A 23,991-nucleotide genomic window follows, 5' to 3' on the forward strand; every position below is an offset into this window, starting at 1 on the left:
ATCGGATCGTTTGCAAACTCGGGAATCCGGCAGCGATTGAAGCAGGTGGAAGACAGGGTGGCATCGCACGGGCGACGTGACATTTTCCTTCTTGTATTCGGTTTTTTCACGGTTGCAGAATCACATTTCTTTATAAAATAAACTCTGTATGCCAACGACGTACCGAAAGTTCGATCCCGTCGGCGTTTCCAGCATGCTGTTTTTTTAGTTCGGAATATGTTCATGGATTTTTCCACGGAAGGCGCGGAAGCGGCGATCGGATTTCCGAGATCGGCGCGACGGCTTCAGGAATGATTCGTAGGAATTAAGCATAACAATTTCAATATGTTGATGATATAAGAGAAAATTATATCGAAAAATAAAGAAATAATCATTCCCGATTGGAAACGTACTTATTATGCTGAAAGACAGATAACGACCGACGGCGAACGAGAAGACTGTTCACATGAATTTCCTTTATCATTCGATTTCTTTCCGATCGGTATTGAAAGATGATCATTCAGGGGAAAGCGGTGCCGATGCGATCTGCCTGTCCGGCCTCGTGGACGGGAATGGAGGCAGGATGTGGGGCGGTATCGGAACGGGATGATAGATAAAAGCGATCACGTTTATTTCTGAATTCTGTCTTGTCCGTTCTTGTAATAGGTGCTTGATTTTCAATATCGAATCGAAAATTGGCGCCGGAGCAGGAAACCGGATGTGGAGCGCTCGCTTCCATCGGCCGCCACATCGAGACAATCGTTATTTATAAAGAATGTTTTATGACCATGCGGACGAGGTCTGCTGGACGGTCGTACGGGGCCAATCATGTTCGTCCCGGTATGGGATACAGAAAAGCGCTGGAGAGTCATATGCTGAAACTATGCCGGGCAGGTATGCGAGGTCGGAGCGGGTACACCGCATCATGCGCGGTATGGGTCATGATCGCCCTGTCGGGATACGCGGCGCAGGCGCGGACACAGACGCAGGCCGCCGCCCCGCGGAAGAAGGTGGCTTCGTCCCCGGCCTCTTCCACCATGGGGGCCGCAGAGCCGGCCGCCACGCATGGGCCGGTCGCCACCCGCCGTGCGGCTGCAATCAGGGCGCAGAGCGAGGCCATTACAGTTCAGGCCGTCGCCGTACCCGGCAATTCCGTCCTGTCGTCGTCGATGCGGGAACACAGCACCGTCCAGGTTTTTCGCTACAGTTCCGAACAATTGCGTGAAACCGGGCAGACCAACATTCTTGCCGCGATCGCCCAGCTTTCGCCGGCGGTGACGTCGTCGCCCTTCGGCGGCATCGGCGGCAACGGCTTCAACAAGACGATGCAACTGCGTAATCTCGGCGCCGACCAGACCCTGATGCTGGTCAACGGCAAGCGTCGCCATGTCGATGCCAATTTCAATTATTATCAAGCTGGTCCGAACTACGGCACGGATCCCGCGGATCTGTCGCTGATCCCTATGAGCGCGATCGATCATGTGGAGATCGTCACCGAGGGCGCCACGGCCCTGTACGGCCAGGACGCGGAGGCCGGTGCCGTCAACATCGTGCTGAAGCAGGATACACATGGCGGGACGCTGAACCTGCAGAACAGCGGCTATTATGTGGGCGACGGCCAGTCTTTCGACGGCAATGCCGATTACGGCATACGCCTGGGACATTCCGGTGGCTATATGAATTTTGCGGCACAGATCACCAACCAGCTCGCCACGAACCGCTCCGGCGATTATCCGGGCAATCTCTATTTCAGCGGAAATCCACTGAACAACACGGTCAGCCGCGACGTCCAGCGTCTGGCTGGAACACCGCGGACCCTGTTGGAAGCCGGCAGCATCAACATGGCGTATCCGATTACGCCGAAATTCGAATTCTACAATACCTCGACCTACGCGCATAAGAACGTCACCGAGACGGAAACATATCGCGCGCCGTCCAATGATAATGTCGTACGTGCCCTGCACCCGGATGGCATGGAACCGCTGTGGCTGGGAACGGAGAACGATTTCCAGGTCAATGATGGAGTTCGTTCGTCCGATTTCCTGGGCATGCAGTGGGACGCCTATGTGAATTATGGGCGCGACCAGATGAGCAACTGGATCACCAACACCGACAACCCCACCATGGGTCTTGCCAGCCCGACGACGTTCTATACTGGCCAGTTCATTTCGTCCGAGCTGTCGGTGGGATTGAAATCGACCAAATTCTTCCACACCGCCCTGCTGCCGCGCCCGATCAACCTGTCCTATGGCTTTGAATACCGGCGCGATACGTATCAGGTGAATGCGGGCGATGCGGCATCGGTCCTCGATGGCGGCGTGCCGGTGCTGGATGGTCCCGACCGCGGTGTTGCCGTTTCGGCCGGGGCTGTCGACAAATTCGGCGTTCCCACCGCCGCTGCCGGCACGCTGGCGCGCAACATCTATGACGGATCGTTGAATGTCGACCTGTACGCGACCAAGAACTGGGAATGGACATTCGGGGGCCACGCCGTCGGATACAGCGACGAAGGCGCCGCGGCGACGGGATCAATCGGTACCCGCTATAATTTCAGCAAGAATTTCGCCTTGCGCGCCAACGTGAACACGGGCTACCGCCCGCCGACCCTGGCCGAGGAAGCGTTCTTTGCGGAAACGACCTATCCGACTTACCGGACGGCCCAGTTGCCGGTGAATTCGCATTGGGCCAAAGTCCTCGGCGCGTCCCATCTGAAAGGCGAACAGTCGCGCAGCTTCAGCATCGGTATGGATGCGACCCTGCTACGGGACTGGACGCTGACGGCCAATCTGTATCGTATTGCGATCAATGACCGTCTGTTCAACACGTCGCAGTTTGGCGGGACGAATATCGAAAACATGCTGGCGTCCGCCGGACTGCCGGGCGTGCTGTATGCGTCCTATTACGGTAACCCGGTCAACACGACGACGAACGGCGGTGACATCACCACGGCCTATACGTGGCATGCGGGGAGGGCCGGGACCCTCCAGTTCCGCCTGGGCGTCAACATAGCGGACACGGAAATCAGCCACTACAACGCAACGCCTCCGATCCTGGCCAATCTGGGGCTCAGCACGTTCAACCGGACGAACAAGGAATATCTGATCCATTCGGCGCCGAAGAACATCGAAAACCTGACGGTCGTCTGGAGCAAGGGGCCGTATTCCGTTCGCGTGCAGGAACAGCGGTTCGGGTCTTATACCTGGGTCGCCTCACCCTCTCTGACGCAGACCCAATGGACTTATGCCGGCCCGTCCTACATCACGAATCTCGAACTGGGCTATGATGTCTTCAAGCGCTGGCATGTCGCCGTCGGTGCCTACAACCTTGGCAACCATTACCCGGCCAGGGCCAATTCCGCCTCCCGTGCCGCCCTGCAGAATTCCTTCATCTACGCGGGGAATTCCCCTTACGGCTTCAATGGCGGCATGTATTACGTCAAGACATCGCTGAAGTTCTGACGATCCTCACTTTCACGCTACCGGTGCGCGCCGCGTTGTATATGCCGATAACTTGGTGCGCGGATAATTGCCGCATATACAGAATTGCCCTGCGCTCCAGATGGCGTGGGCTGATCTTGTCATGGCTCATCTCGGGCCTCCTGAACGGCGCTGGGTCTGCGACCGCACACGTGATCGAAGATCAGGCGGGCCGCCATCGACTGCAAATCGTTCCGCGCCTGCTGGGGGGGGGCATTCCAGGTCAGGTTCGGACAGGGCGGATCGGCTCTCTTGTCGTCGAACAGATCCGGCTGCGTCGATATGGTCCCCCACACGGGAGCGCTGTCGTCCGTCATGTCGCATGGTCCTCTCTCCGATTCCGGTCGGGAGGGAAGCCTGCGTCGGTTTCAGGGGATGCGACGACAAAAAGTCCGTCAGCAACGATCGCCGATCATAAAGCGTCCCCAGAGGCGGATGGTGGGAATAAACTGCGCCGGTTGAAACCGTGACGGCAGGCTTGCAGACGGGGGCGATCTAGATGATTAAAATATACGCTAAATGATTAAAATATGTTCAAAAAATTTCCGACAAAAATGGAGTGGATCAGAATCCGGTCTTTTCTGACTGAATGGTCAAGTTATTTGTTGCGAGACGGATACCAACTCTGTCATCCTGATCGTGACGTACATGGTGGAGAGTTCTCGTCGTGGATCAGGCCCCTGACATCGCCGCAAGCCGCCTTTCGCCCGAGGAGCTTGCGCGCAATTTTGCCGATGCGCATCCGCCGCTGACCGATAACCAGGCGGTTATCGAGGCGGACCGGTGCTATTTCTGTTATGACGCACCTTGCATCGAGGCCTGCCCCACGGGCATCGACATTCCGGGGTTCATCAAGAAAATCGCGTCGGGCAATCTCGCCGGTTCGGCGCGGACGATTCTGGAATCGAATATTCTGGGCGGATCCTGCGCCCGTGTCTGTCCCACCGAAATCCTGTGTGAGCACGCCTGCGTGCGGAATGCTCAAGAGGAAAAGCCGATCGCGATCGGCGCCCTGCAGCGCCACGCCACCGATTGGCAGATGACGCATCGGGGGCAGCCATTCTCGCGCGCGGCGGCGACCGGCAGGCATGTCGCCGTCGTGGGGGCGGGGCCGGCCGGCTTGGCGTGCGCGCATCGCCTGGCCATGCATGGGCATGACGTCACGGTCTTCGACGCCCGGCCGAAGGCTGGGGGGCTGAACGAATATGGCATCGCCGCCTATAAGCTTCCGGATGATTTCGCCCAGCGGGAAATCGATTTCGTGACCGCGATCGGCGGCATCACGATCGAAGCCGGCAAGGTCCTGGGGCGCGACTTCACCCTGGCCGCGCTGGAGGCGGCCTATGACGCGGTCTTCCTCGGGATCGGCCAGGCCGGCGTACGGGCGCTCGGCATTCCGGGCGAGCAACTGGACGGCGTGCTGAACGCCGTCGATTTCATCGAGGCGGTGCGCCGGTCCTCCACCAGGGGCGACGTGCCTGTCGGGCGTCGCGTGGTCGTGATCGGTGGCGGCAATACGGCGGTGGATGCCGCCGTGCAGGCCAAGCGCCTGGGGGCGGAGGAGGTGACGCTGGTTTATCGGCGGGGCGCGGACACCATGTCGGCAACGCCTGTCGAGCAGGAATGGGCGCAGACGAACAACGTCGCCATCCGCTATTGGGCTGCGCCCGCCCGGATCGAAGGGACGAATGGCGCGGTCGGTTCGGTGACCTTTGCCCGCGGCCACCTGGTTGATGGCAAGCCCGACTATGCGCTGGGCGAATTCACGCTGGCGGCCGACATGGTGCTGAAGGCGGTCGGTCAGCTCTTCCTGCCCGATCCACTGGATGAGGATTGGATCGACGTCGCGAACGGTCGCATCATGGTCGATGCGCACGGACGCACATCCCGTGACGGTGTCTATGCCGGCGGGGACTGCACGCCGGGCGAGGATCTGACGGTCGCGGCGGTCCGCGATGGCCGCAATGCGGCGGAAACCATTCATGCCGACCTGATCGGCGCAGCAGGAGCCTGAACGATGGCCGATCTCCGCAGCAACCTGGCCGGTATTCGCTCGCCCAACCCGTTCTGGCTGGCCTCGGCTCCGCCCACCGACAAGGAGTACAACGTCCGCCGGGCCCTGGAGGCGGGATGGGGCGGCGTGGTGTGGAAGACGCTGGGCGAGGACCCGCCGGTGGTCAATGTCAGCAGCCGCTACGGCGCGTTCAACTATAATGGCGACCGCCTGGTCGGCCTGAATAATATCGAACTGATCACCGACCGCCCCCTGGCGGTGAATCTGGCCGAAATCAAATCGGTCAAACGCGACTATCCCGACCGTGCCATCGTCGTAAGCCTGATGGTGCCCTGTGTCGAGGAAAGCTGGAAGCGCATCCTGCCGCTGGTGGAAGAGACCGGCGCGGACGGCATCGAACTCAATTTCGGCTGTCCGCACGGCATGTCGGAACGCAACATGGGCTCGGCGGTGGGCCAGGTGCCCGAATATGTCGAGATGGTCACGCGCTGGGTCAAGCAGAACACCCGCATGCCGACCATCGTGAAACTGACCCCCAACATCACCAACATTTTGATGCCTGCGCGCGCGGCCCTGCAAGGCGGTGCGGATGCGGTGTCGCTGATCAATACGATCCAGTCCATTGTCGCGGTCGATCTCGACGCGATGGCGCCGATGCCGGTGGTGGGCGGGCTGGGCACCCATGGCGGGTATTGCGGGCCGGCCGTCAAGCCGATCGCGCTGCGCATGCTGGGCGAGATCGCCCGCACCCCGGAGACGTCCGTGCTGCCGATTTCGGGTATCGGCGGCATTTCGAACTGGCGTGACGCCGCGGAATTCCTGGTCATGGGGGCCAGTACGCTCCAGGTCTGCACCGCGGCCATGCATTACGGCTTTCGTATCGTCGAGGACATGATCGACGGCCTGTCCAACTGGATGGACGACAAGGGCTTTGCGACGATCGCCGACGTGACGGGGCGTGCCGTGCCGAATTTCGTCAACTGGAACCAGTTGAACCTGAAATTCAAGACGCTCGCCGAGATCGACCAGGATGCCTGCATCAAATGCGGCCTGTGCCACATCGCCTGCGAGGACACCTCCCACCAGGCGATCGCCAGGACCGGCGCCGGCGACGAGCGGCGCTATGAAGTGATCGACGCCGAGTGCGTAGGGTGCAATTTGTGCGCGCATGTTTGCCCGGTGGATCACTGCATCACAATGGTGCCTCAGCCGGTCGATGAGGTCTTGACCTGGCCCGATCATCCGAACAACCCCGCCCGCCTCGCCCCGGCGGAGGCCGGCTGAGGGGCGCGCGCTTCGTATAGGTGCCTGCCGGGAAGCAGGCATCGCCGATCCGATCGAGGATGGCCGGTCCACCGGACAGGGGTGTTGGCCGGTTATCCTTCCGCCTTCGCAGCGCATCCATGGTGCCGGGGACGCGGGGTGCGCGGCCCCGCTGTGCTCTCCCGAGTGGACCCTCCAGCGAATCAAAAAAACTGATCGTTTGGTCAGAAAAATGTTGTTATATCGAAATGAGAGGCGATAAGGTCATCTCGTTCTCGTGACGTAACGCGGGTCACAATTCATAGAACGTTACGCACGGAGATTCTCTCGTTCCAGAAAACTCGTATGCAGTGAAGGGTGTGTATAAGATGCGTATCTCGGTTCTTGCACTTCTTTCAGGGACGGTGCTCGCGTCCTCGGCGATCGCCGGACAGGCAGCCTCTGCCCAGACCGTCTCGCCGCAGCACGACCCCGCGAAAGCCACGACGAAAGCCGGCGCCGCTCCCCATGGTGAAGAGATCCAGGTTTCTGCGCATGTGACCCCGGGCGGCGTGACGCGGACGGCGGTCGGCGGCGGAATCATGCGTGTCGAGACGGCGCCCAAGACTGTGCAGACTCTGTCGCGCGATTACATCGCCAAGCAAAGCCCGACATCGAACCCGATCCAGTTGATGGCGATGCTGCCCGGCGCGAACGTGCAAAATGCCGATCCGTTCGGCTTCGGTGGCGGTACGGTCACGGTGCGCGGCATGACATCCGACCAGATCGGATGGCTGATGGAGGGCGTGCCGCTGAACGATATCGGCGGCGGCACGATGTACGCCAACGAAGTCATCGATGCCGAAAACTTGGAACAGATGTCCGTGCAGCCCGGGTCGGCCAATTTCGATACGCCGACCGTCGCCGCCTCGGGTGGCCTGGTCAGCATGAACATGCGCGACCCGGCTGCCGCGATGGGCGGATATGTCGATGCCGCATTCGGCAATTACAATACGTACAGACAATTTGCACGGTTCGACACGGGTGAGATCGGACAGAGCGGCGTGCGGGCCTTCGTCTCCTTTTCGCATGCGTTGGGAGACGATTGGCGCGGGCCCGGCGGCTATATCAAGCGCCACGTCGATTTCAAGCTCGTCAAGGATTTCGCTGGCGGCAGCCATACCGGGCTGGTCGTGGCCTGGAACAACCAGATCAACCAGCTCGATAACGGCGTCAGCCTGGCGGGTTGGAACAATTGTGGATTCGGGTGCAATTACGACGGACGACTGGATCCGAACAATCCTGGAATGTATTACAAATTCCATCGGAATCCGTTCAACAACGTCGTCGTTTCTCTGCCGACGCATATCCGGCTCTCCCGGACTCTCAGCATCGATGACACGGCTTATCTGTGGGCCGGCAATGGCGGCGGCGGCAGCGCCGGCATGATCGGGGGCGCGGGCGGCCAGACCTATTTCGGCAACACCCCGGTGACCGTCGCCGGCGTCTCCTATGCCGGGCCGGCCCAGCTTGTCTATAATCCCTACACGATCACTGAAAACCGCGCCGGCAATAACCTGCGCGCCACGCTCAAGACCGGAATCAACGAACTGACGGGCGGCTGGTGGTATGAATGGTCTGATCAGGACAACCAGCATCCCGTCGAATATCAGCAAAATGGAGACCCGTTGAACGTCTGGGGCAATGATAACAGCTATCGCTACCTGATGAGCAATGGTCAGTATTACGACGCCTATCATTATCACGTCACGACCGAGATCAACATGCTCTATGTCGGGGACTGTCTGCATCTGCTGCGGGACCACCTGCTGCTGGAGGCCGGGTTCAAGGACGCGATGATGTCGCGGCTGGTCACGAATGAGCAGCCCGGTGCGCCATTCCACACCAGGGGCAATGTCAACGAACCGCTGCCGCAGGTGGCGGCGAGCTATCGATTCAATCAGCATCATCAGGTCTATGTCACGGGTGCGACGAATTTTCGTATGCCGAATGCGAATTCGCTGGTCACCCAATATGACACGTCGGGCAACCTGACGCAGATCGCATCACTGCAGAAGCCGGAATATTCGATCGAGGAAGAGCTGGGATACCGTTATAACGGATCATGGCTGGTCGCGGACGTTGCGTTCTTCAACTATAATTTCACCAATCGCCAATATGGCTATACGGTCTACGACCAATTCGGCGGACAGCGGAGCGTCTCGGGCAACGCGGGCGGCCAGACCACGCGGGGCGTCGACATCCAGCTCGGCACCCGGCCGATCCTCTATCACCTGCGGCCATATTTGTCGTTCGAGTATCTGCATACGCGGGTGGACAATAATCTGATCCAGTCCAGCAACGCGGCAACCGGAATCACAACCTACTGGAACACGCGCGGCAATGTCGCGCCCGGCAGCCCCCACGCCATGGGGACGCTCGGTCTGGATTACGATGACGGGCATCTCTTCGGCAACCTGAACCTGAAATATGTCGGCTCCCAGTACGGCGACTTCATGAACACTGAAAAGATCCCCTCTTACATCGCCGATTCGATCACCGTCGGTTATCGCATGAACAATTTCGGCGTGCTCAAGACACCGCAGATTCAGCTCAACGTCTCCAACCTTGCGAATTCGCATTATCTCTCCGGCGTGAATGGCGCCGGCATCGATGGTGGCGCCTCGTACTATATCCAGGCTCCGTTCTCCATCGCAGGGAGCATTTCCGCCGGTTTCTGAATATTTTCAAGCCCGGCCGCGCGTCGTGGCTGGGCTCAATGACCGGCGCATATTTCGTGGAAATGCGATCATGACGATTTCGGCATCGTGTCCGAGGATCGGCGTCACGCCGTCTACCTGCTGGTTCAGGACACGGCGTCCACCGCGCAAGATGCCGCACCGACCCGTCTGCCTGGTCTTGATCCGGGATGCGGCTATCGCCTCGGTGCGCCGGCCCCGAACGGCATGCCATCGGCCATGGACCCACACCTGACGGCGGCGCAACGTGCCATCGCCGAAGGGAGGCTGCACATGGCGGTGGCACTGCTGATGAGCCAGATCGGCGTCGTCATGCCGAATCTCTGGCCACAGAGCGCGGTGATGCTGGAATGCCGCGCCCTTTGACGGGCTGGGCAACTCACCTGACGGAATTGGAATGCGCGCCCATCCGTACCAGGATGGCCAGCAGCGCGGCGACGGTTCCCAGAATGGTGACGGCGCCCCATCCCCCCATGTGCCAGACCCAGGTGGCCACCGCCGAACCGATGGCGCCGCCGAGGAACATGCCGGTCATGAAGATCGTGTTCAGGCGGCTGCGCGCCTGCGGACGCAGGGCGAAGACGACATGCTGGTGCGAGACCAGGGCGCCCTGAACCCCCAGGTCGAGCATGATGACGCCGACGACAAGACCCGCCAGGCCGTTCCACAGGCCGAAGATCAGCCACGCCAGCACGGTCAGCAGGGCGCCGGCCGAAATGGCCCAGTGGGGGCCGTGGCGATCGGCGACGCGTCCGGCAAGCGGCGCGGCGAAGACGCCGACGGCCCCGACAATTCCGAACAGACCGGCGATATCGGGGCCCATGTGAAAGGCGGGTTCCTGCAGGTGCAGGGCAAGAATGGTCCAGAATGCGGTAAAGGACGCGAAAAGTGCCGCTTGTGCGGCCGTGGCCCGCCGCAATACGGGTTCGTCCCGCCAGAGATGAAAGAGAGATTTCAACGCAAACCCATACCCGATATCCGCCTGCGGATGCTTGCGGGGGAGGACGACGAGCATGAGGCCGGCCGCGACCAGGGCCATCGGCACCCCCAGCCAGAACATCTGGCGCCAGCCGAAATGCGCGGCGACAAACCCCGCCAATGTGCGGCTGAGCAATATGCCGGACAGCAATCCGCTCATGACCGTTCCGACGGTGCGGCCGCGCTGTTCGGGCGTCGCCAGCGACGCGGCGAAGGGGACGATCTGCTGGGCGACCGTGGCGGCCGCCCCCAGCAAGGCCGAAGCCACGACAAGCAGCCCCGCCGTGGGGGCCATGGCGGAAACGATCAGGACCGTGGCCAGGGCGATGAACTGCGCGACGATCAGGCGACGGCGATCCAGCAGATCGCCCAGCGGCACCAGCAATACAAGACCGAATGCGTATCCGAGCTGCGTGGCGGTGGGAATCAGCGCGGGCGCCCCGGAGGACGGGAAGGCGTTTTCGATGACGCCAAGCATCGGCTGGTTATAATAGATATTGGCGACCGCGATCCCCGCGGCGGCGGCCATCGAGAACGTGACGGCCCGTCCGATCGGAACGGACAGGATCGACGGCGATAAGGTCTGTGCGTGGCTCATGGATGACGGCATTCCCCGAGTGGCTTGATATTGGGTGGTTTGATCTATGCATGGCCGTATGCATGGCCGAAGGACGTCTCGGCCATGGCTGACCATCGCCGCGGCGTTGCCTGCGCGGCGATGGTCTTGGCCCTTCAGGCAGGGTCCTTCAGATGGCCGGTCAGGCGGCGTCGACCAGGACGATTTCGGCGTCCTCCAGGGCGGTGACGCGCAGGGTGTCGGTTTTTGAGATTGCGGCGCCGTCGCGGGCATTGACCCGCACGCCGTCGATCTCGACCGCGCCCGTGGCGGGCACCAGATAGGCGAAGCGCTCGGTGCCCAGGACATACTCGACGGTCTGGCCGGCCTTCAGCGTCGCGCCCAGAACGCGGGCATCGGTGCGGATCGGCAGCGCGTCGGCATCGCTGTCATAGCCCGAAGCCAGGGTGACGAAATGACCGGCCCGGTTCTCCCTGGGGAACGGACGCGCGCCCCAGCTTGGCGCCTTGCCGTGCCCGGTGGGGATGATCCAGATCTGGAAGATCTGGGTCTCGCCGGGTTCCAGGTTGTATTCGCTGTGCGTGATGCCGGTACCGGCGGACATCACCTGCACATCGCCGGCCTCGGTGCGGCCCTTGTTGCCAGATTGTCCTGGTGGGTGATCGCGCCCTTGCGGACATAGGTGATGATTTCCATGTCGCGGTGCGGATGGGCGGGAAAGCCCGTGCCCGGCGCGATGGTGTCGTCGTTCCAGACCCGCAGATTGCCCCAATGCACGCGCTCGGGGTCGCGATATTCCGCGAAGGAGAAATGATGTTTCGCCTTCAGCCAGCCATGATCGGCTCCGCCCAGGCTGTCGAATGATCTGACGTCTATCATGTGATGCCTCCCGGCCGTATTGGCCTGCTACACGAAAAGAGATAGATCGCGGCGATCATCGTTTAAATGGAAATGACGGAAATGCATTGATTCCAAAAGATGCATGATCGAATGCCATGGATTTCCGGCCCCAGAAACGCCAAGCGCCGCGCGACCCATGGGTCACGCGGCGCAAGCCCGATGACTGGCGATTGCCTTATCCGCGGATGAAGGCCAGCAGGTCCTGGTTGACCAGGTCCTTATGCGTCGTGCAGGTCGCGTGCGGCGCGCCGGGATAGATCTTGAACTGCGCGCCCGGCACGATCCTGGCCGCCAGCGCGGCGGTGGGGGCAAGCGGCACCGTCTGATCATCGTCGCCATGGATGATCAGGGTCGGCACGCGGATATCGGCCATTTCCTTGCGGAAATCGGTTTCCGAGAACGCGGTGACGCAGTCGATGGTACCCTTGATCGAGGCCTGCAGCGCGATCTGCAGCGTCTGGGTCAGCACGCCTTTGGATACGGTGCTGTCCGGTCGGTTGGTGCCGTAGAAGATCGTGTTGAAGTCATCCAGGAATTGCGCGCGGTCGTTGGTGATTCCGGCACGGATGGCGTCGAATATCTCCGCCGGCACGCCGTCGGGATGGTCGTCGGTCCTGATGAAGAAGGGCGTGACCGCACTGATCAGGACCAGCTTGGAAACCCGGCTGTCGCCGTGGCGGGTGATATAGCGCACGATATCCCCGCCCCCCATCGAGAAGCCCACCAGGACGATGTCCCGCAGGTCCAGATGGTCGATCAGTTGGGCGATATCGTCGGCAAAGGTGTCGTAATCATAGCCGGTCCAGGGTTGGCTCGACCGGCCGAAGCCCCGCCGGTCGAAGGCGATGGCGCGATAGCCGTTCTGGGCCAGATGCAGCATCTGATGGTCCCACATGTCGGCGCTGAGCGGCCAGCCATGGCTGAACAGGACCGGCTGTCCCGTGCCCCAGTCCTTGTAATAGATTTCCGTGCCGTCACGTGTTGTCAGGATGGTCATGGCGGGTCTTTCTCGCATTCTGGAGGGAAGGGGGAAATCAGTCAGCAAGCTTGGCGGCAAGCTGTGCGACGCGCTGGCCGAGGAAATGCGCGCCATCGCGTTCGTTGGCACTGACCGCGCGGGAACCATCGCCGGCGGCGATGGTGGTCGCGCCATAGGGCGCACCGCCGGTGATCTCGTCCAGGCGCATCTGGCCCTGGAAATTATAAGGCAGTCCGCTGATGACCATCCCATGATGCAGCAGGTTGGTGATGATCGAGAACAGGGTGGTTTCCTGCCCCCCATGCTGTGTCGCCGTCGAGGTGAACGCCGCGCCGACCTTGCCGATCAGCGCGCCCTTGAACCACAAGCTGCCGGTCTGGTCCCAGAAGGCAGCCATCTGCGACGCCATGCGCCCGAAGCGGGTCGGCGCACCGACGATGATGGCGTCATAGGCTTCGAGATCGGCGGGAGTCGCGACCGGCGCGGCCTGGTCCAGCTTGAAATGGTTCGCGCGGGCGATGTCCTCCGGCACGGTCTCGGGCACGCGCTTGATATCGGCTTGCGCTCCCGCCGCCCGGGCTCCTTCGGCAACTGCCTCGGCCATCGTCTCCATATGGCCATATGTCGAATAGTAAAGAACAAGAACCTTGGTCATTTCTCTTCTCCTGACGGAACGGCGCCGGACGATGGCGATTGGCGTCTAAGGACGTGTTATCCCAGGTGCCGGGGTGCAAAAACAAAAATGAAAGAAAGTATTTGTTTCCGTTTTTTATCCGAAGCGCGGAAAGGCGGCAGCCCGCATGCGTCGCCGCATGGCCGACGGAAGGCGCCTTGTACCGATCCCCACCCGTATCGCCGGATATTCAGCCGAGCGCTGCGCGGTTTGGCGGGCTGTCCAGATCCAGCACCGGTCCCGCCGGGACCACGCCGTGAGGATTTATCGATCGGTGGCTCTGGTAATAATGGTTCTTGATGTGCGTGAAATTCACCGTGCCGGCGACCCCGGGGGTCTGGTACATGTCGCGCAGATACGCCGAAAGATGCGGATAATCCGCGATCCGGCGCAGATTGGTCTTGAAATGGCCGACATAGACGGCATCGAAGCGGATGAGCGTGGTGAACAGGCGGATATCGGCCTCGGTCATGGTCGGCCCGACCAGCCAGCGCCGCCGCGACAATCGTGCCTCCAGCCAGTCCAGCGTGTCGAACAGCGGCAGGATCGCGTCGTCATAGGCTGACTGGGTGGTTGCGAAACCGCTTTTGTATACGCCGTTATTGACCGTGTCATAGATGCGGGCATTGATCCGATCGATCTCGGGACGCAGCGCCTGCGCATAGAAATCGCCAGGTGCCGCGCCGATCCCGTCGAAGGCGCTGTTGAACATCCGGATGATCTCGGACGATTCATTGCTGACGATCGTCCCGCGTGCCTTGTCCCACAGGACGGGCACCGTGACGCGTCCGCTATAGCGGGGCGCGGCGGCGGTATAGATCTGGTGAAGAAAGGCCGCGCCGAAAAGCGGATCGGGCACCACGCCCGGCGCCGCGGCGAAGGTCCAGCCGTGCTCCAGCATCAGCCAATGGACGACCGACACGGAAATCATCCCTTCCAGCCCCTTGAAGGCGCGCATGATCAGCGTGCGGTGCGCCCAGGGACAGGCAAGGGAGACATAGAGATGGTAGCGTCCGGCCTCGGCCACGAAGCCCCCGCCGCCCGACAGGCCGGGACGCCCATCCGCGGTGATCCAGTTGCGAAAGGCGGCGTCTGTGCGGACGAATCGACCGCCGGTCGACGACGTGTCGTACCAGACGTCACGCCATTGTCCTTCAACGAGCATGCCCATGGATGATCTCCGGCACTCGGGTGTCGGGAGAAAGCTAGGCTTGGCCGGCCACGGTATCAATCGCGTCTGAACAGATGCCGTGTTCAGGAAAAACGGAAGACCGTAAGGCTCGCGTTGGCCGTATCATTTTGAAATAATAATATTCAAGAATGATCCGTGCCCAAGGTAGCAGGAATATGATATATAATTTTGAATAAGAAATGAATTAGGCTGGATTTGTAGACCCGGACCGATTGTGGGCCGGAATTCTTGTGGAAAGGAATATTGCGCCTGTTGCCAGTATGGCGCTGTCACAAAATCTTAAATTTGGAAAGCTCTGGAGCACCGCTTGCGGCGGCGGAGCCGGCATCGGCCGGCGGGCCGGGGCGGAATGAGGGGGACCAGGAAAAGTTTTCCCTGTTTTTCCAGGGCGACCATATGGACAGCCTTAAAGCTTCGCGCTAGGTTGTTAACGATTGCTTAACACGCACATTGCGGGGCGTGCGTTCCCGATGTCCTTTGAATCAAGGGCTTTTGTGTTTATATAAACAAGGAAAGTGTCAAGTAATGATGCAGTATCTGCAGACTCTGCTGAGTCTGAAGCGTGATCGGCGTGGCGTGACCATGCTTGAATATGGCCTGATCGCCGCGCTTGTGGCGGTGGTCGCGATCGGCGCGCTGACAACATTGGGTACCAATCTGAGCGGCGTCTTTTCTGCTATCAGCAATAAAGTCACAAGCTGATATTGTTCTCTGTGGTGGAACAGAACCGTATTCAGACGCGATTTTATGTTGTGTGACATGGGGGCATGTCTGGCGCAGGGGGTGGGTGCGGGCTTCGCTCTCCTCCTGCTGTGGGCCGCTCTTCGTGATATTGCGGTGCGGTTGATTCCCGATTGGCTTGTATCGCTTGTTGCGCTGTCAAGTATTTCCCTTGCGATCATCCGGCATCATGTGCTGGCGGGATTGATATCGGGGGGAATCCTGTTTTGCCTGGGCTTTGCCTGCTGGTCGCGCGGCTGGATGGGCGGTGCGGACGTCAAGCTGCTCGGGGCGGTCGGTCTGGCGATTCAGCCTCGGCAGATCCCGGACCTGGTTCTTGCCGTGACTTTGGCGGGCGGCGTTCTGGCTGTCCTTTATCTCATGGCCCGGACCTTTGTCGCCGAACGGGACGGCGGCGCGATACCGCGGGGGCGAATCGCGCGGGTGTTGCGAATCGAGCGCTGGCGGCTCCATCGCGGATGCCCGCTTCCCTATGTGTGCGCCATCGCAGTCGGAAGCGTTATCGTTCTCCTGTAGGGCGTGACTGATCATGTTTCGGCTGATTTTCTTCATTCTGATGGCTGTCGGCCTGGGTGGATTCGGGACCGTTGCATGGATCGCCACCCGGCCACCGGCGACCGCCCGGCCGGCGGCGCCCCCGACCCTGCAGATCCTGGCGGCCGCGCGTCCTCTGGATGCGGGGAATTTGCTGAAACCCGAGGATATCATTGCGATTCGGGTGCCGCAGGGCAAGGAGGGCGCCGACGTGACGCAGGACAGTGCCGAGGGGCGTGAGGCGCTGGCGGGTGCGATGCTGCTGCACGGCGTCGGGGCCCAGGCAATCCTTCGTTCGACCGATCTGCTGCGGCCGGGCGATCGCGGCTTTCTCGCTGCGGCGCTGCAGCCGGGCATGCGCGCGGTCACGGTCGGCGTGGACGCGATTACCGGGACAGCGGGCCTGATCTGGCCTGGCGATCATGTCGATCTGATCCTGACGCAGGCATTTGCCGGCTCGTTGCCGGCCGAACATCGCGTGGCCGCGGAAACCGTGCTGTCGAATGTCCGCGTGATCGCGATCGATCGCCGGCTGGTGCAGGGCGCGTCGGCCAGCAACGAGCCGCAGGCCCGCACCGTGACACTCGAAGTCACGCCTGACGATGCCGAGCGTGTGTCGGTGGCGGTCCATCTGGGGCGCCTGTCGCTTTCGGTTCGCTCCGCCCAGGTCGGGCCCGTGCCCCAGCCGGCTCCGCCGGCGGCGTGGGCCGGCGACGTTTCCGCCATATTGCATGACGACCACGCATCCGATCCGGCGGATGGTCGCTCCCTGACCCTTTACCAGGGGGGAGCGGACGGAAAGGAGATCCACTACTGATGTTCGGGAAATCCCGCCTGGCCGGCGCCCTGGTGCGGATTGCGGTCGCGACCTGCCTGCCGGCCGTCGCGCCCGGCCCGGCCGCGGCGGCGCATCGCGACGAAGCCGGCCCGGTCCGGGAACGCGCGGTCAGTCTCGAGGTCGGCGCCGGCCACATGGTCACATTGCCAAGAGCGGCGGCGAAGATTTTCGTGGTCGATCCCAAGGTCGCGCAGATACGGCCGGCCAGCGCGACCAGCATGTTCCTCTACGGCATGACGATCGGCCGGACGTCGGTCATGGCAACCGATGCCGAGGGGCACACGATCGCGCAATTCACGATCGACGTCCTGCCGTCCAGTTACGGGGCCGCGCAGGCCGAAGTCCGGATCGCCCGGCAGATGCCGGGCAGCCACATCACGGTTCAGACCGACGCGCGTGGCCTGACGCTCAGCGGTTCGGTGGCCTCGCCGGAAGATGCGGCGCAGGCCGAAGAAATCGCCCGGGGATATCTGGCCGAAGGGCAGGGGCTGCGCAACCGCCTGTCCATCCGCTCGGCGACCCAGGTGACGCTGAGCGTCCGGATCGCGGAGATGGACCGCAACGTGGTGCGCCAGTTGGGAATCAACTGGCAGGCGGTCGGCAATATCGGCAAGGTCGGCAGTTTTCCAGCCCTGACCCTGAATGTGAACGGCAGCAGCGCTGCCTGCGTCGCGACGCGTAATCCGTTCTGCCTGGGCAGCAACGTCAATGGCGTCATCGACGCGCTGTCGCAGGACAACCTGGTCCGGATGCTGGCCGAGCCCAATCTGACGGTCATGAGCGGACAAAGCGCCAGCTTCCAGGTGGGCGGGCAATATCCCATCCCGATGGCGCAACAGGCCGGCGCCATTTCGGTCGCCTTCAAGGATTATGGCGTCAGCCTGACCTTTTTGCCGACCGTCTTCAGCAATGGACGCATCAACCTGCATGTCGCCCCGGAAATCAGCCAGTTGAGCAACCAGAACGCGGTGTCGGTCACGACGTCCGGATCGACGTCGGTCATTCCGGCCCTGACTGTCCGGCGGGCCGAGACGACCGTCGAGATGGGCAGCGGCGAGACATTGGCCATCGCCGGCCTGCTGGAGGATTCGACTACCGATTCAAGCAACGGCATCCCCGGCGCCGGCGACGTGCCCCTGTTGGGGGCGCTGTTTCGTTCGACGAACTTCAACCGGCAGGAAACCGAACTGGTGATCCTGGTCACGCCTTATCTCGTCCGCCCGGTGGCGAACCGGTCGCGCCTGGTCGCGCCGACCGACATGGCGGGCGTCCCGACTGAAATCGAACGTCTGCTGCTGATGCGCCAGGTCGCGCCGCGACAGCGTGCCGAGCCCGTGCAGATTCCAGGCGATGCCGGGTTCTTCGTTCAATGAGGACCTGGGCATGAACGCGACAATCCTGTTCCGGGCGCGCAGGGGGCTTTCGTGCGTCCTGCTGTCATGCGTCCTGCCGCTGGTCGGCGGATGTGGCACGTTGGATCCGTATCACAAGCCTTATGCATGGCATCCGTCCGGCGCGAACGCGGCCAATCTTGCCGCCATGGTCGCCGACCCGCGCGATCTGAGGGAAGGGCATGGCGGCGAGGCGCCCGATGCGCAGGCGCCGGTCATGGCGGTCGAACGCATCAGGCTGGACAAACCCAAGGCGTTGCCGTCCACCAACGGCATTTCCGGCGTGAGCGGATCGTCGGGCAGTGGATCGGGCGGTGGATCAAGCGGGAGCCCGTCCGGCGGCGGAGGAAACTGAGCCATGATGGCCACGGCCGAAAAAGTGCAGCCCGAGCCCGCGAGCTCCGTTGTCGCCCGGCATGACCGGCCTTTCCTGGTGGGATACGTATCCGACGCGGCCACCGAGGCGCTGGTGCGCGACGGATTGACCGAAAGTGTCGGCGCCGCGATCGATATCCGGCGCGGCACCGTGCGCACGGCCGTGGCGGCGCTGCAGAAGCATTCGACCCCGCGGATCCTGATCATCGACCTGGCCGAGGAGAAGCATCCGATCAGCGCCCTGCGCGACCTGGCCCAGGTGGTGGAACCGGATGTCTCGGTCCTGCTGATCGGTTCGGTGGACAGCGCCGATTTCTACCGCGAGGTCACGCGCGGGCTGGGGGTTGCGGAATACCTGCCGCGCCCGTTGACGCGCGAGAAGATCGCAAGGCAATTCGGCCCCCTGACGCGGGGGCAGTTGCCCGAGCGGGATCTGGGCGGGCGCTGCGTGACGATCACGGGCGTGCGCGGCGGGGTCGGCGCCAGCACGGTCGCCGTCAATCTGGCCTGGCTGTTCGGCGCGGTCATGCATCGCCACACGCTGTTGCTGGATTCGGACCTGCATCGCGGAATGGCGGCGTTCCTGCTGGATGTCGGCGTGGGGTCCGGATTGCGGCGCGCGCTGGAAGCCCCGGACAGAATCGACGTCCTGCTGGCCGAACGGGCCACCAGCCCGGTCGCCGAACGCCTGCACGTGCTGGCCGACCAGATGGATTTCGCATCAGAACTGGATTATGCCGCCGGCGCGGCGCAGGCTTTGCTGCGGGTTCTGCGGCAGAGATATAATTTTGTCGTGGCCGACGTGCCCTTCGTATCGAACGCGCTGAATCGCGACCTGCTGGCGCAGGTGCATCAGCGTGTCCTGGTGCTGGAACCGACCTTGGCGTCGGTGCGGGATACGCTGCGCCTGCTGGACGTCCCGGCCGGACCGTTGCAGAAGCAGCGCCCGGTTCTGGTGCTGAACCGGCTGGGCCGCCCGGGTGCGCTGAGCCGCGGCCAGGTCGAAGAAGCGCTGAAGACCAATGTCGACATCACCATTGCCGACTTGCCGCGCCAGATCGGCAACGCCGCGACGCTGGGCGAGCCGGCGGTCGCCGCCCGGGGCGCCTTTCGTACCGCGATGATGGATCTGGCGCGGCAGGTCGATGCGGTGGGGATGCTGGACGTCACGACCGGGCACGGCGTGCCTTCGACCGACGCCGCGAAGCGCCGGTGGCTGCCTTTTGCGAGGCGCCCGTGACATATTTCGGGACCCCCATATTCGGCCGGCGCGCCAGTCGGACCGACGAGGGCGCCACCGCCAGGGCGGACCATCCCGCCCCGGCCGCCGCCCCGGCGGGCCCCGTTGCCGGCACGGAATCGGCGCCGAGCGTACCGCCGTCCATGATCGCCGAATTGCGGGTCACCTGCCTGGACCGCCTGGACCCCGCCGCCGTCGCGGTGCTGCCGCCGGACCGGCTGCGCGCTGACCTGGAACATCTGATTTCGGAACTCGCCACCGAGCGGCGGATCCAGTTGAACAGCCGCGAACAGCGGGCGCTGGCCGAGGAACTGGTCTTCGACATGCTCGGCCTGGGGCCGCTGGAACCGCTGCTGGAAAACGAATCCGTCAGCGAAATCATGGTGAACGGGCCGAACAAGGTCTTTATCGAGAATGGGGGCAGGCTGGTCCTGTCGGGGGTCCGTTTCCGTGACACGGCGCATCTGGCGAGCATATGCCAGCGCATCGCCTCGGCCGTCGGGCGGCGCATCGATGAATCCAGTCCGATGGCCGATGCGCGGCTGGCGGACGGCTCGCGCGTCAACATCGTCTTTTCTCCCCTGGCTCTGGACGGGCCTTATCTGACGATCCGGAAATTTGGCCGCAAGGTCATCGATTTTGCCCGGCTCATCGAATTCGGCGCCCTGACGCCTCCGGTCGCGCGGCTGCTCCAGACCGCGGCCAAGGCAAGGTTGAACATCATCGTTTCCGGCGGCACGGGGTCGGGCAAGACCACGCTGCTGAACGCGCTGTCCCGGATGATCGATGCCGGCGAGCGCGTCATCACCGTCGAGGACGCGGCCGAACTGCAGTTGCAGCAGCCGCATGTCGTGCGCCTGGAAACCCGCCCCGCGAACCTCGAAGGGCGGGGCGAGATCGCCCAGCGCGACCTGATGCGCAACGCGCTCCGCATGCGTCCCGACCGGATCATCATCGGCGAGTGCCGTGGCGGCGAAGCCTTCGACATGCTGCAGGCCATGAATACCGGTCATGACGGCAGCATGTCCACGGTGCATGCCAACACCACCCGCGATGCGCTGACGCGGATCGAGAACATGGTGCAGATGGGCAATATGGGCCTGCCGTCACGCGCGATTCGTACCCAGATCGTGGGCGCGGTGGACCTGATCATCCAGGTGGAGCGCCAGCGTGACGGCGGGCGCCGCATTACCCAGGTGACCGAAATATGCGGTATGGAGGGCGACGTGATCACCCTCAATGACGTGTTTCGCTTCGAAATCCAGGGCGAAGGCCATGACGGAAGGTTGATCGGCCGTTACAAGGTCAGCCGGGTCCCGCCCGCCTGCCAGCAGCGCCTCGCCTATTTCGGGCTGGAGCGGGAATGGTTCGCCGCCCTTGAACAGGCGGACGGCTGATGCTGGCGGGGCTGCTGGTCCTGTCCTGCCTGTCGCTGCTGGGCATGGTGGTCAGCGGGGTCCTGGTGTCGCGCATGCAGCGGCAGGCGCGGCGACGCGACGCGCGCCTGGCCGCCGTCTCGGTGCCCTACCGGGTCGTCCGCCCGCTCGAGCCCTCTGCCTTCCGGCCCCGGACACACGCCAGGCGTCCGATCGCGGAACGGCTGGCCGACCTGCTGGGGGTCGACATGGCCCGGGCCGACCAATACCAGGTGCCCTGGTGGATGGTGCCGATCGGCGCCTTCATCCTTGTCGCGTCGCTGTTTTCGATGGTCGCGGGCTTCCTTGGAATCCTGGGGTTCCCGGTGATGGTCGGCGTCTGGATCTTCCTGTGCCGCAGCGTCTTCGGCTGGATGATGGACAAGCGCCGCAATCGGCAGTTGCAGCAATTCCCCGATGCCCTGGCGATGATCGTGCGTTCGGTCGGGGTCGGGATTTCGGTGATGGAGGCGATGCGGACGGTCGCGCGTGAGGCCGCCGAACCGACCGGTCCGGAATTCGCACGCATGGCCGAGCAGATTTCGATCGGCATGTCCATGGAAGACAGCCTGCGCGAAATGGCGATGCGTTCCGGCCTGCCGGAATATCGCTTTTTCGCCACCGCCCTGGCCTTGCAGGCCCAGACGGGCGGGTCGTTGAGCGGCGCGCTCGACGGCCTGGCGGATGTCATTCGCAAGCGCCTGGCGCTGAAGGCGCGCGGTCATGCCCTGGCGTCCGAGGCGCGCGCCAGCGCGACCGTTCTGGGCATCCTGCCGGTGGCGCTGGGATTGATCCTGTGGGTCACGAACCCGTCTTATATCGGCACCCTGTTCACCGATCCGGCAGGCCATGTCCTGCTGGGTTTCGCGGCCGTGTCCCTGGGGATGGGCATATTGGTGATGCGCACGATCATTCGCAGGACGCTGTCGTGAACCGCCCGCTGCTGTTCGCCCTGGCCGGATCGATGGCCGCCATGCTGCCCTGCCTGGCCGCCGCGGCGCATCTGCTCGCGCAGCGGAGGCGCCTGCGGGCACGCATGCGCGGGCTGCGCGATCCCAGGGGCGGGAAGGCCGGCGCTAGGACCGGGGCCGACGGGATCCGCGAATTCCGGGCCTCTTCCGTGCGGCTGGTCTCGGCGATCGGACAGGTGATCGTCAAGCGCGGATTGCTGTCCACCGGCACGCTGGACGAACTGCGCGAGACTCTGACCTCGACCGGGGCGCAGGGTGCGAACGCGGTCAGCCTGTTCATCGGTGCCAAGATCCTGCTGGCGATCGGCCTGCCGCTGGTCGGTTTTCTGTTCCTGCCGCGGCTTGCAGGGATGCCGGTCCTGTTCCGTCACGTGCTGCCGGCCGCGCTGGCGATCGCGGGGTTGCTGACGCCGGACTATATCCTGCGGGCCAGGCGCAACGCCTATCTCAAGCAGCTCGAGGCCGGATTGCCCGATGCGCTGGACGTGATGGTCATCTGTACCCAGGCCGGCGTCGGGCTGGGGGCGGCGATCGTCCAGGTCAGCGTGGAACTGGAACATGCCAATGCGGCCGTCGCGGCCGAATTCGCCCGCACCGCCAACGAACTGAGCGTCATTGCCGATACGCGCGTCGTGCTGGGCAATCTGGGCGCCCGGTCCGGGGTGGACGGATTGCGGCGCCTGGCGACGACCCTGCTGCAGACGCAGCAATATGGTACGCCGATCACCGACGCGTTGCGCGGCCTGTCGGCCGAATTGCGGCATGAGATGCTGACCCGTTACGAGGCCGGCGCGGCGCGTCTGGGTGTACTGCTGACCCTGCCGACGCTGTTTTTCATCATGCCGTGCGTCTTCCTGGTGGCCGGCGGCCCGGCCGGGATTCAGGTCGCGCGTTCCTTTCACCATCATGGACGATCATGACCAGTTCATCATTTGCGGATCGCGTGCGGGTATGAAGCCGGGTTTCGTCGCGGCAGTGATCGCGTCCCTGGGGACCATGCTCCTGGGGGCCTGCGCGGCCGGTCCGTCAGGGACCTCGGGCACCAGCGTCACCGTGGCCCGTGCCGCCCTGGTCGGCGGCGCGCCGCAGATCGCCCTGCAGGCAACGGAAGCGATCCTGCGCACCGACCCGCAGAATGCCGAGGCGCTGCAGATCAAGGGAGACGCATTGACCGCGATGGGCCAACTGGGCCAGGCGGAATGGGTCTATCGCGCGGCGCTGCTGCGCGCGCCTCACCTGGTCGGGGCCCAGATCGGGCTGGGCCGCTGCCTGCTGGCCCACGATCCCGCCGCGGCCGAAGTCGCATTCCAGGCGGCGGCCGATCGTGATCCGCGCAACGCGGTGGCGCTGAACGATCTGGGGGTCGCCCGTGACCTGCTGCGCCGGCACCTGGATGCGCAGCAGGCCTATCGCCTGGCGCTTGCGGCGGATCCGGACATGATCGGCGCCCAGGTCAATCTGGCGCTGTCCCTGGCGATGAGCGGCGACGTAGAGGATGCCGAACGCCTGATGCGCCCTTATGGCGCGGATGCCAATGCGTCGCGCAAGCTGCGCCACGACCTGGCGGCGGTGCTCGCGATGGGTGGGCAGCGGGCCGAGGCCGCGCGCATCCTGTCGGCGGACCTGGGCCAGCGGCAGGTGGCGCAGGCCCTGGCCGACTATGCGGCGGCGCGCGACGCGCATTCGGGCCTTCAGCCCCCCGCGATTCTGCCTTGAA

The 23,991-nt window shown here is 63.1% G+C and carries 21 protein-coding genes and 1 pseudogene; 15 read left to right on the plus strand and 7 right to left on the minus strand.

What is annotated here, in order from left to right; all coding sequences use genetic code 11:
* Positions 1-920: 920 nt before the first annotated feature.
* Positions 921-3,437, plus strand: coding sequence for a TonB-dependent receptor domain-containing protein (locus tag AAC691_RS01655; RefSeq protein ID WP_342628728.1), 2,517 nt, complete (start codon positions 921-923; stop codon positions 3,435-3,437).
* A gap of 119 nt (positions 3,438-3,556) precedes the next feature.
* Here the strand turns inward: AAC691_RS01655 and AAC691_RS01660 are convergent, their stop codons facing one another.
* The gene (locus tag AAC691_RS01660; RefSeq protein ID WP_342628729.1) at positions 3,557-3,772 is read right to left on the minus strand and encodes a hypothetical protein; all 216 of its coding nucleotides are present in this window, start codon (positions 3,770-3,772) and stop codon (positions 3,557-3,559) included.
* A 350-nt stretch (positions 3,773-4,122) separates the two neighbouring features.
* On the opposite strand from AAC691_RS01660, the gene AAC691_RS01665 reads away from it, so the two are divergent.
* From AAC691_RS01665 to AAC691_RS01680, 4 genes are all read left to right on the plus strand, one after another.
* Positions 4,123-5,469 (plus strand): NAD(P)-dependent oxidoreductase, encoded by a 1,347-nt coding sequence (locus tag AAC691_RS01665; RefSeq protein ID WP_342628730.1) that lies wholly within the window; start codon positions 4,123-4,125, stop codon positions 5,467-5,469.
* Between the two features lie 3 nt (positions 5,470-5,472).
* Complete coding sequence (gene preA / locus AAC691_RS01670; RefSeq protein ID WP_176639013.1) at positions 5,473-6,753, plus strand: NAD-dependent dihydropyrimidine dehydrogenase subunit PreA; 1,281 nt, start codon at positions 5,473-5,475, stop codon at positions 6,751-6,753.
* Between the two features lie 347 nt (positions 6,754-7,100).
* Complete coding sequence (locus AAC691_RS01675; RefSeq protein ID WP_342628731.1) at positions 7,101-9,452, plus strand: TonB-dependent receptor domain-containing protein; 2,352 nt, start codon at positions 7,101-7,103, stop codon at positions 9,450-9,452.
* An 87-nt stretch (positions 9,453-9,539) separates the two neighbouring features.
* Entirely contained in the window at positions 9,540-9,836 is a 297-nt protein-coding gene (locus AAC691_RS01680; protein WP_342628732.1) for a hypothetical protein, read from the plus strand.
* 13 nt (positions 9,837-9,849) lie between these two features.
* On the opposite strand, the gene AAC691_RS01685 is transcribed toward AAC691_RS01680, so the two are convergent.
* The 6 genes and pseudogenes from AAC691_RS01685 to AAC691_RS01705 all read right to left on the minus strand — a co-directional run bounded on the left by AAC691_RS01685 (position 9,850) and on the right by AAC691_RS01705 (position 14,748).
* Positions 9,850-11,046 carry an MFS transporter gene (locus tag AAC691_RS01685; RefSeq protein ID WP_342628733.1) on the minus strand — a complete coding sequence of 399 codons (1,197 nt, stop codon included), beginning with the start codon at positions 11,044-11,046 and terminating at the stop codon, positions 9,850-9,852.
* Between the two features lie 160 nt (positions 11,047-11,206).
* Positions 11,207-11,629: a pirin family protein gene (locus AAC691_RS22255; protein WP_408906086.1), complete on the minus strand. Its 423-nt coding sequence runs from the start codon at positions 11,627-11,629 to the stop codon at positions 11,207-11,209.
* A pseudogene (locus AAC691_RS22260) lies at positions 11,612-11,904 on the minus strand (pirin family protein); the annotation flags it as partial. The gene AAC691_RS22255 and the pseudogene AAC691_RS22260, both read right to left, overlap by 18 nt.
* Before the next feature lie 196 nt (positions 11,905-12,100).
* Entirely contained in the window at positions 12,101-12,922 is an 822-nt protein-coding gene (locus tag AAC691_RS01695) for an alpha/beta hydrolase (protein ID WP_342628734.1), read from the minus strand.
* A gap of 37 nt (positions 12,923-12,959) precedes the next feature.
* The gene (gene wrbA, locus AAC691_RS01700) at positions 12,960-13,559 is read right to left on the minus strand and encodes an NAD(P)H:quinone oxidoreductase (RefSeq protein ID WP_323990939.1); all 600 of its coding nucleotides are present in this window, start codon (positions 13,557-13,559) and stop codon (positions 12,960-12,962) included.
* Positions 13,560-13,767: 208 nt separating this feature from the next.
* A complete protein-coding gene (locus tag AAC691_RS01705) occupies positions 13,768-14,748 on the minus strand; it encodes a glutathione S-transferase family protein (RefSeq protein WP_342628735.1) in 981 nt (326 codons plus the stop codon).
* A 546-nt stretch (positions 14,749-15,294) separates the two neighbouring features.
* Here AAC691_RS01705 and AAC691_RS01710 point away from each other — a divergent pair.
* Genes AAC691_RS01710 through AAC691_RS01755 form a run of 10 tightly spaced genes read left to right on the plus strand, consistent with a single transcriptional unit; the run spans position 15,295 to position 23,990 of the window.
* Entirely contained in the window at positions 15,295-15,471 is a 177-nt protein-coding gene (locus tag AAC691_RS01710) for a Flp family type IVb pilin (RefSeq protein WP_218064189.1), read from the plus strand.
* Between the two features lie 57 nt (positions 15,472-15,528).
* Positions 15,529-16,026, plus strand: a complete 498-nt coding sequence (locus AAC691_RS01715; protein WP_342628736.1) for a prepilin peptidase — start codon at positions 15,529-15,531, stop codon at positions 16,024-16,026.
* Between the two features lie 13 nt (positions 16,027-16,039).
* Entirely contained in the window at positions 16,040-16,861 is an 822-nt protein-coding gene (gene cpaB / locus AAC691_RS01720; RefSeq protein WP_323990943.1) for a Flp pilus assembly protein CpaB, read from the plus strand.
* The gene (locus AAC691_RS01725) at positions 16,861-18,255 is read left to right on the plus strand and encodes a type II and III secretion system protein family protein (protein ID WP_342628737.1); all 1,395 of its coding nucleotides are present in this window, start codon (positions 16,861-16,863) and stop codon (positions 18,253-18,255) included. The genes cpaB and AAC691_RS01725 overlap by 1 nt, the downstream gene beginning before the upstream one ends.
* A gap of 10 nt (positions 18,256-18,265) precedes the next feature.
* A complete protein-coding gene (locus tag AAC691_RS01730; protein WP_342628738.1) occupies positions 18,266-18,628 on the plus strand; it encodes a hypothetical protein in 363 nt (120 codons plus the stop codon).
* 3 nt (positions 18,629-18,631) lie between these two features.
* The gene (locus AAC691_RS01735; protein ID WP_176639854.1) at positions 18,632-19,888 is read left to right on the plus strand and encodes a cellulose synthase operon protein YhjQ/BcsQ; all 1,257 of its coding nucleotides are present in this window, start codon (positions 18,632-18,634) and stop codon (positions 19,886-19,888) included.
* The gene (locus tag AAC691_RS01740; RefSeq protein WP_342628739.1) at positions 19,885-21,285 is read left to right on the plus strand and encodes a CpaF family protein; all 1,401 of its coding nucleotides are present in this window, start codon (positions 19,885-19,887) and stop codon (positions 21,283-21,285) included. The genes AAC691_RS01735 and AAC691_RS01740 overlap by 4 nt, the downstream gene beginning before the upstream one ends.
* Complete coding sequence (locus AAC691_RS01745) at positions 21,285-22,235, plus strand: type II secretion system F family protein (RefSeq protein WP_342628740.1); 951 nt, start codon at positions 21,285-21,287, stop codon at positions 22,233-22,235. The genes AAC691_RS01740 and AAC691_RS01745 overlap by 1 nt, the downstream gene beginning before the upstream one ends.
* Positions 22,232-23,194, plus strand: a complete 963-nt coding sequence (locus AAC691_RS01750) for a type II secretion system F family protein (protein ID WP_342628741.1) — start codon at positions 22,232-22,234, stop codon at positions 23,192-23,194. The genes AAC691_RS01745 and AAC691_RS01750 overlap by 4 nt, the downstream gene beginning before the upstream one ends.
* A gap of 31 nt (positions 23,195-23,225) precedes the next feature.
* Positions 23,226-23,990, plus strand: coding sequence for a hypothetical protein (locus tag AAC691_RS01755; RefSeq protein WP_342628742.1), 765 nt, complete (start codon positions 23,226-23,228; stop codon positions 23,988-23,990).
* Position 23,991: the final 1 nt, after the last annotated feature.

Origin of the sequence: Nguyenibacter vanlangensis (assembly GCF_038719015.1) — a bacterium.
Lineage (GTDB): Bacteria > Pseudomonadota > Alphaproteobacteria > Acetobacterales > Acetobacteraceae > Gluconacetobacter > Gluconacetobacter vanlangensis.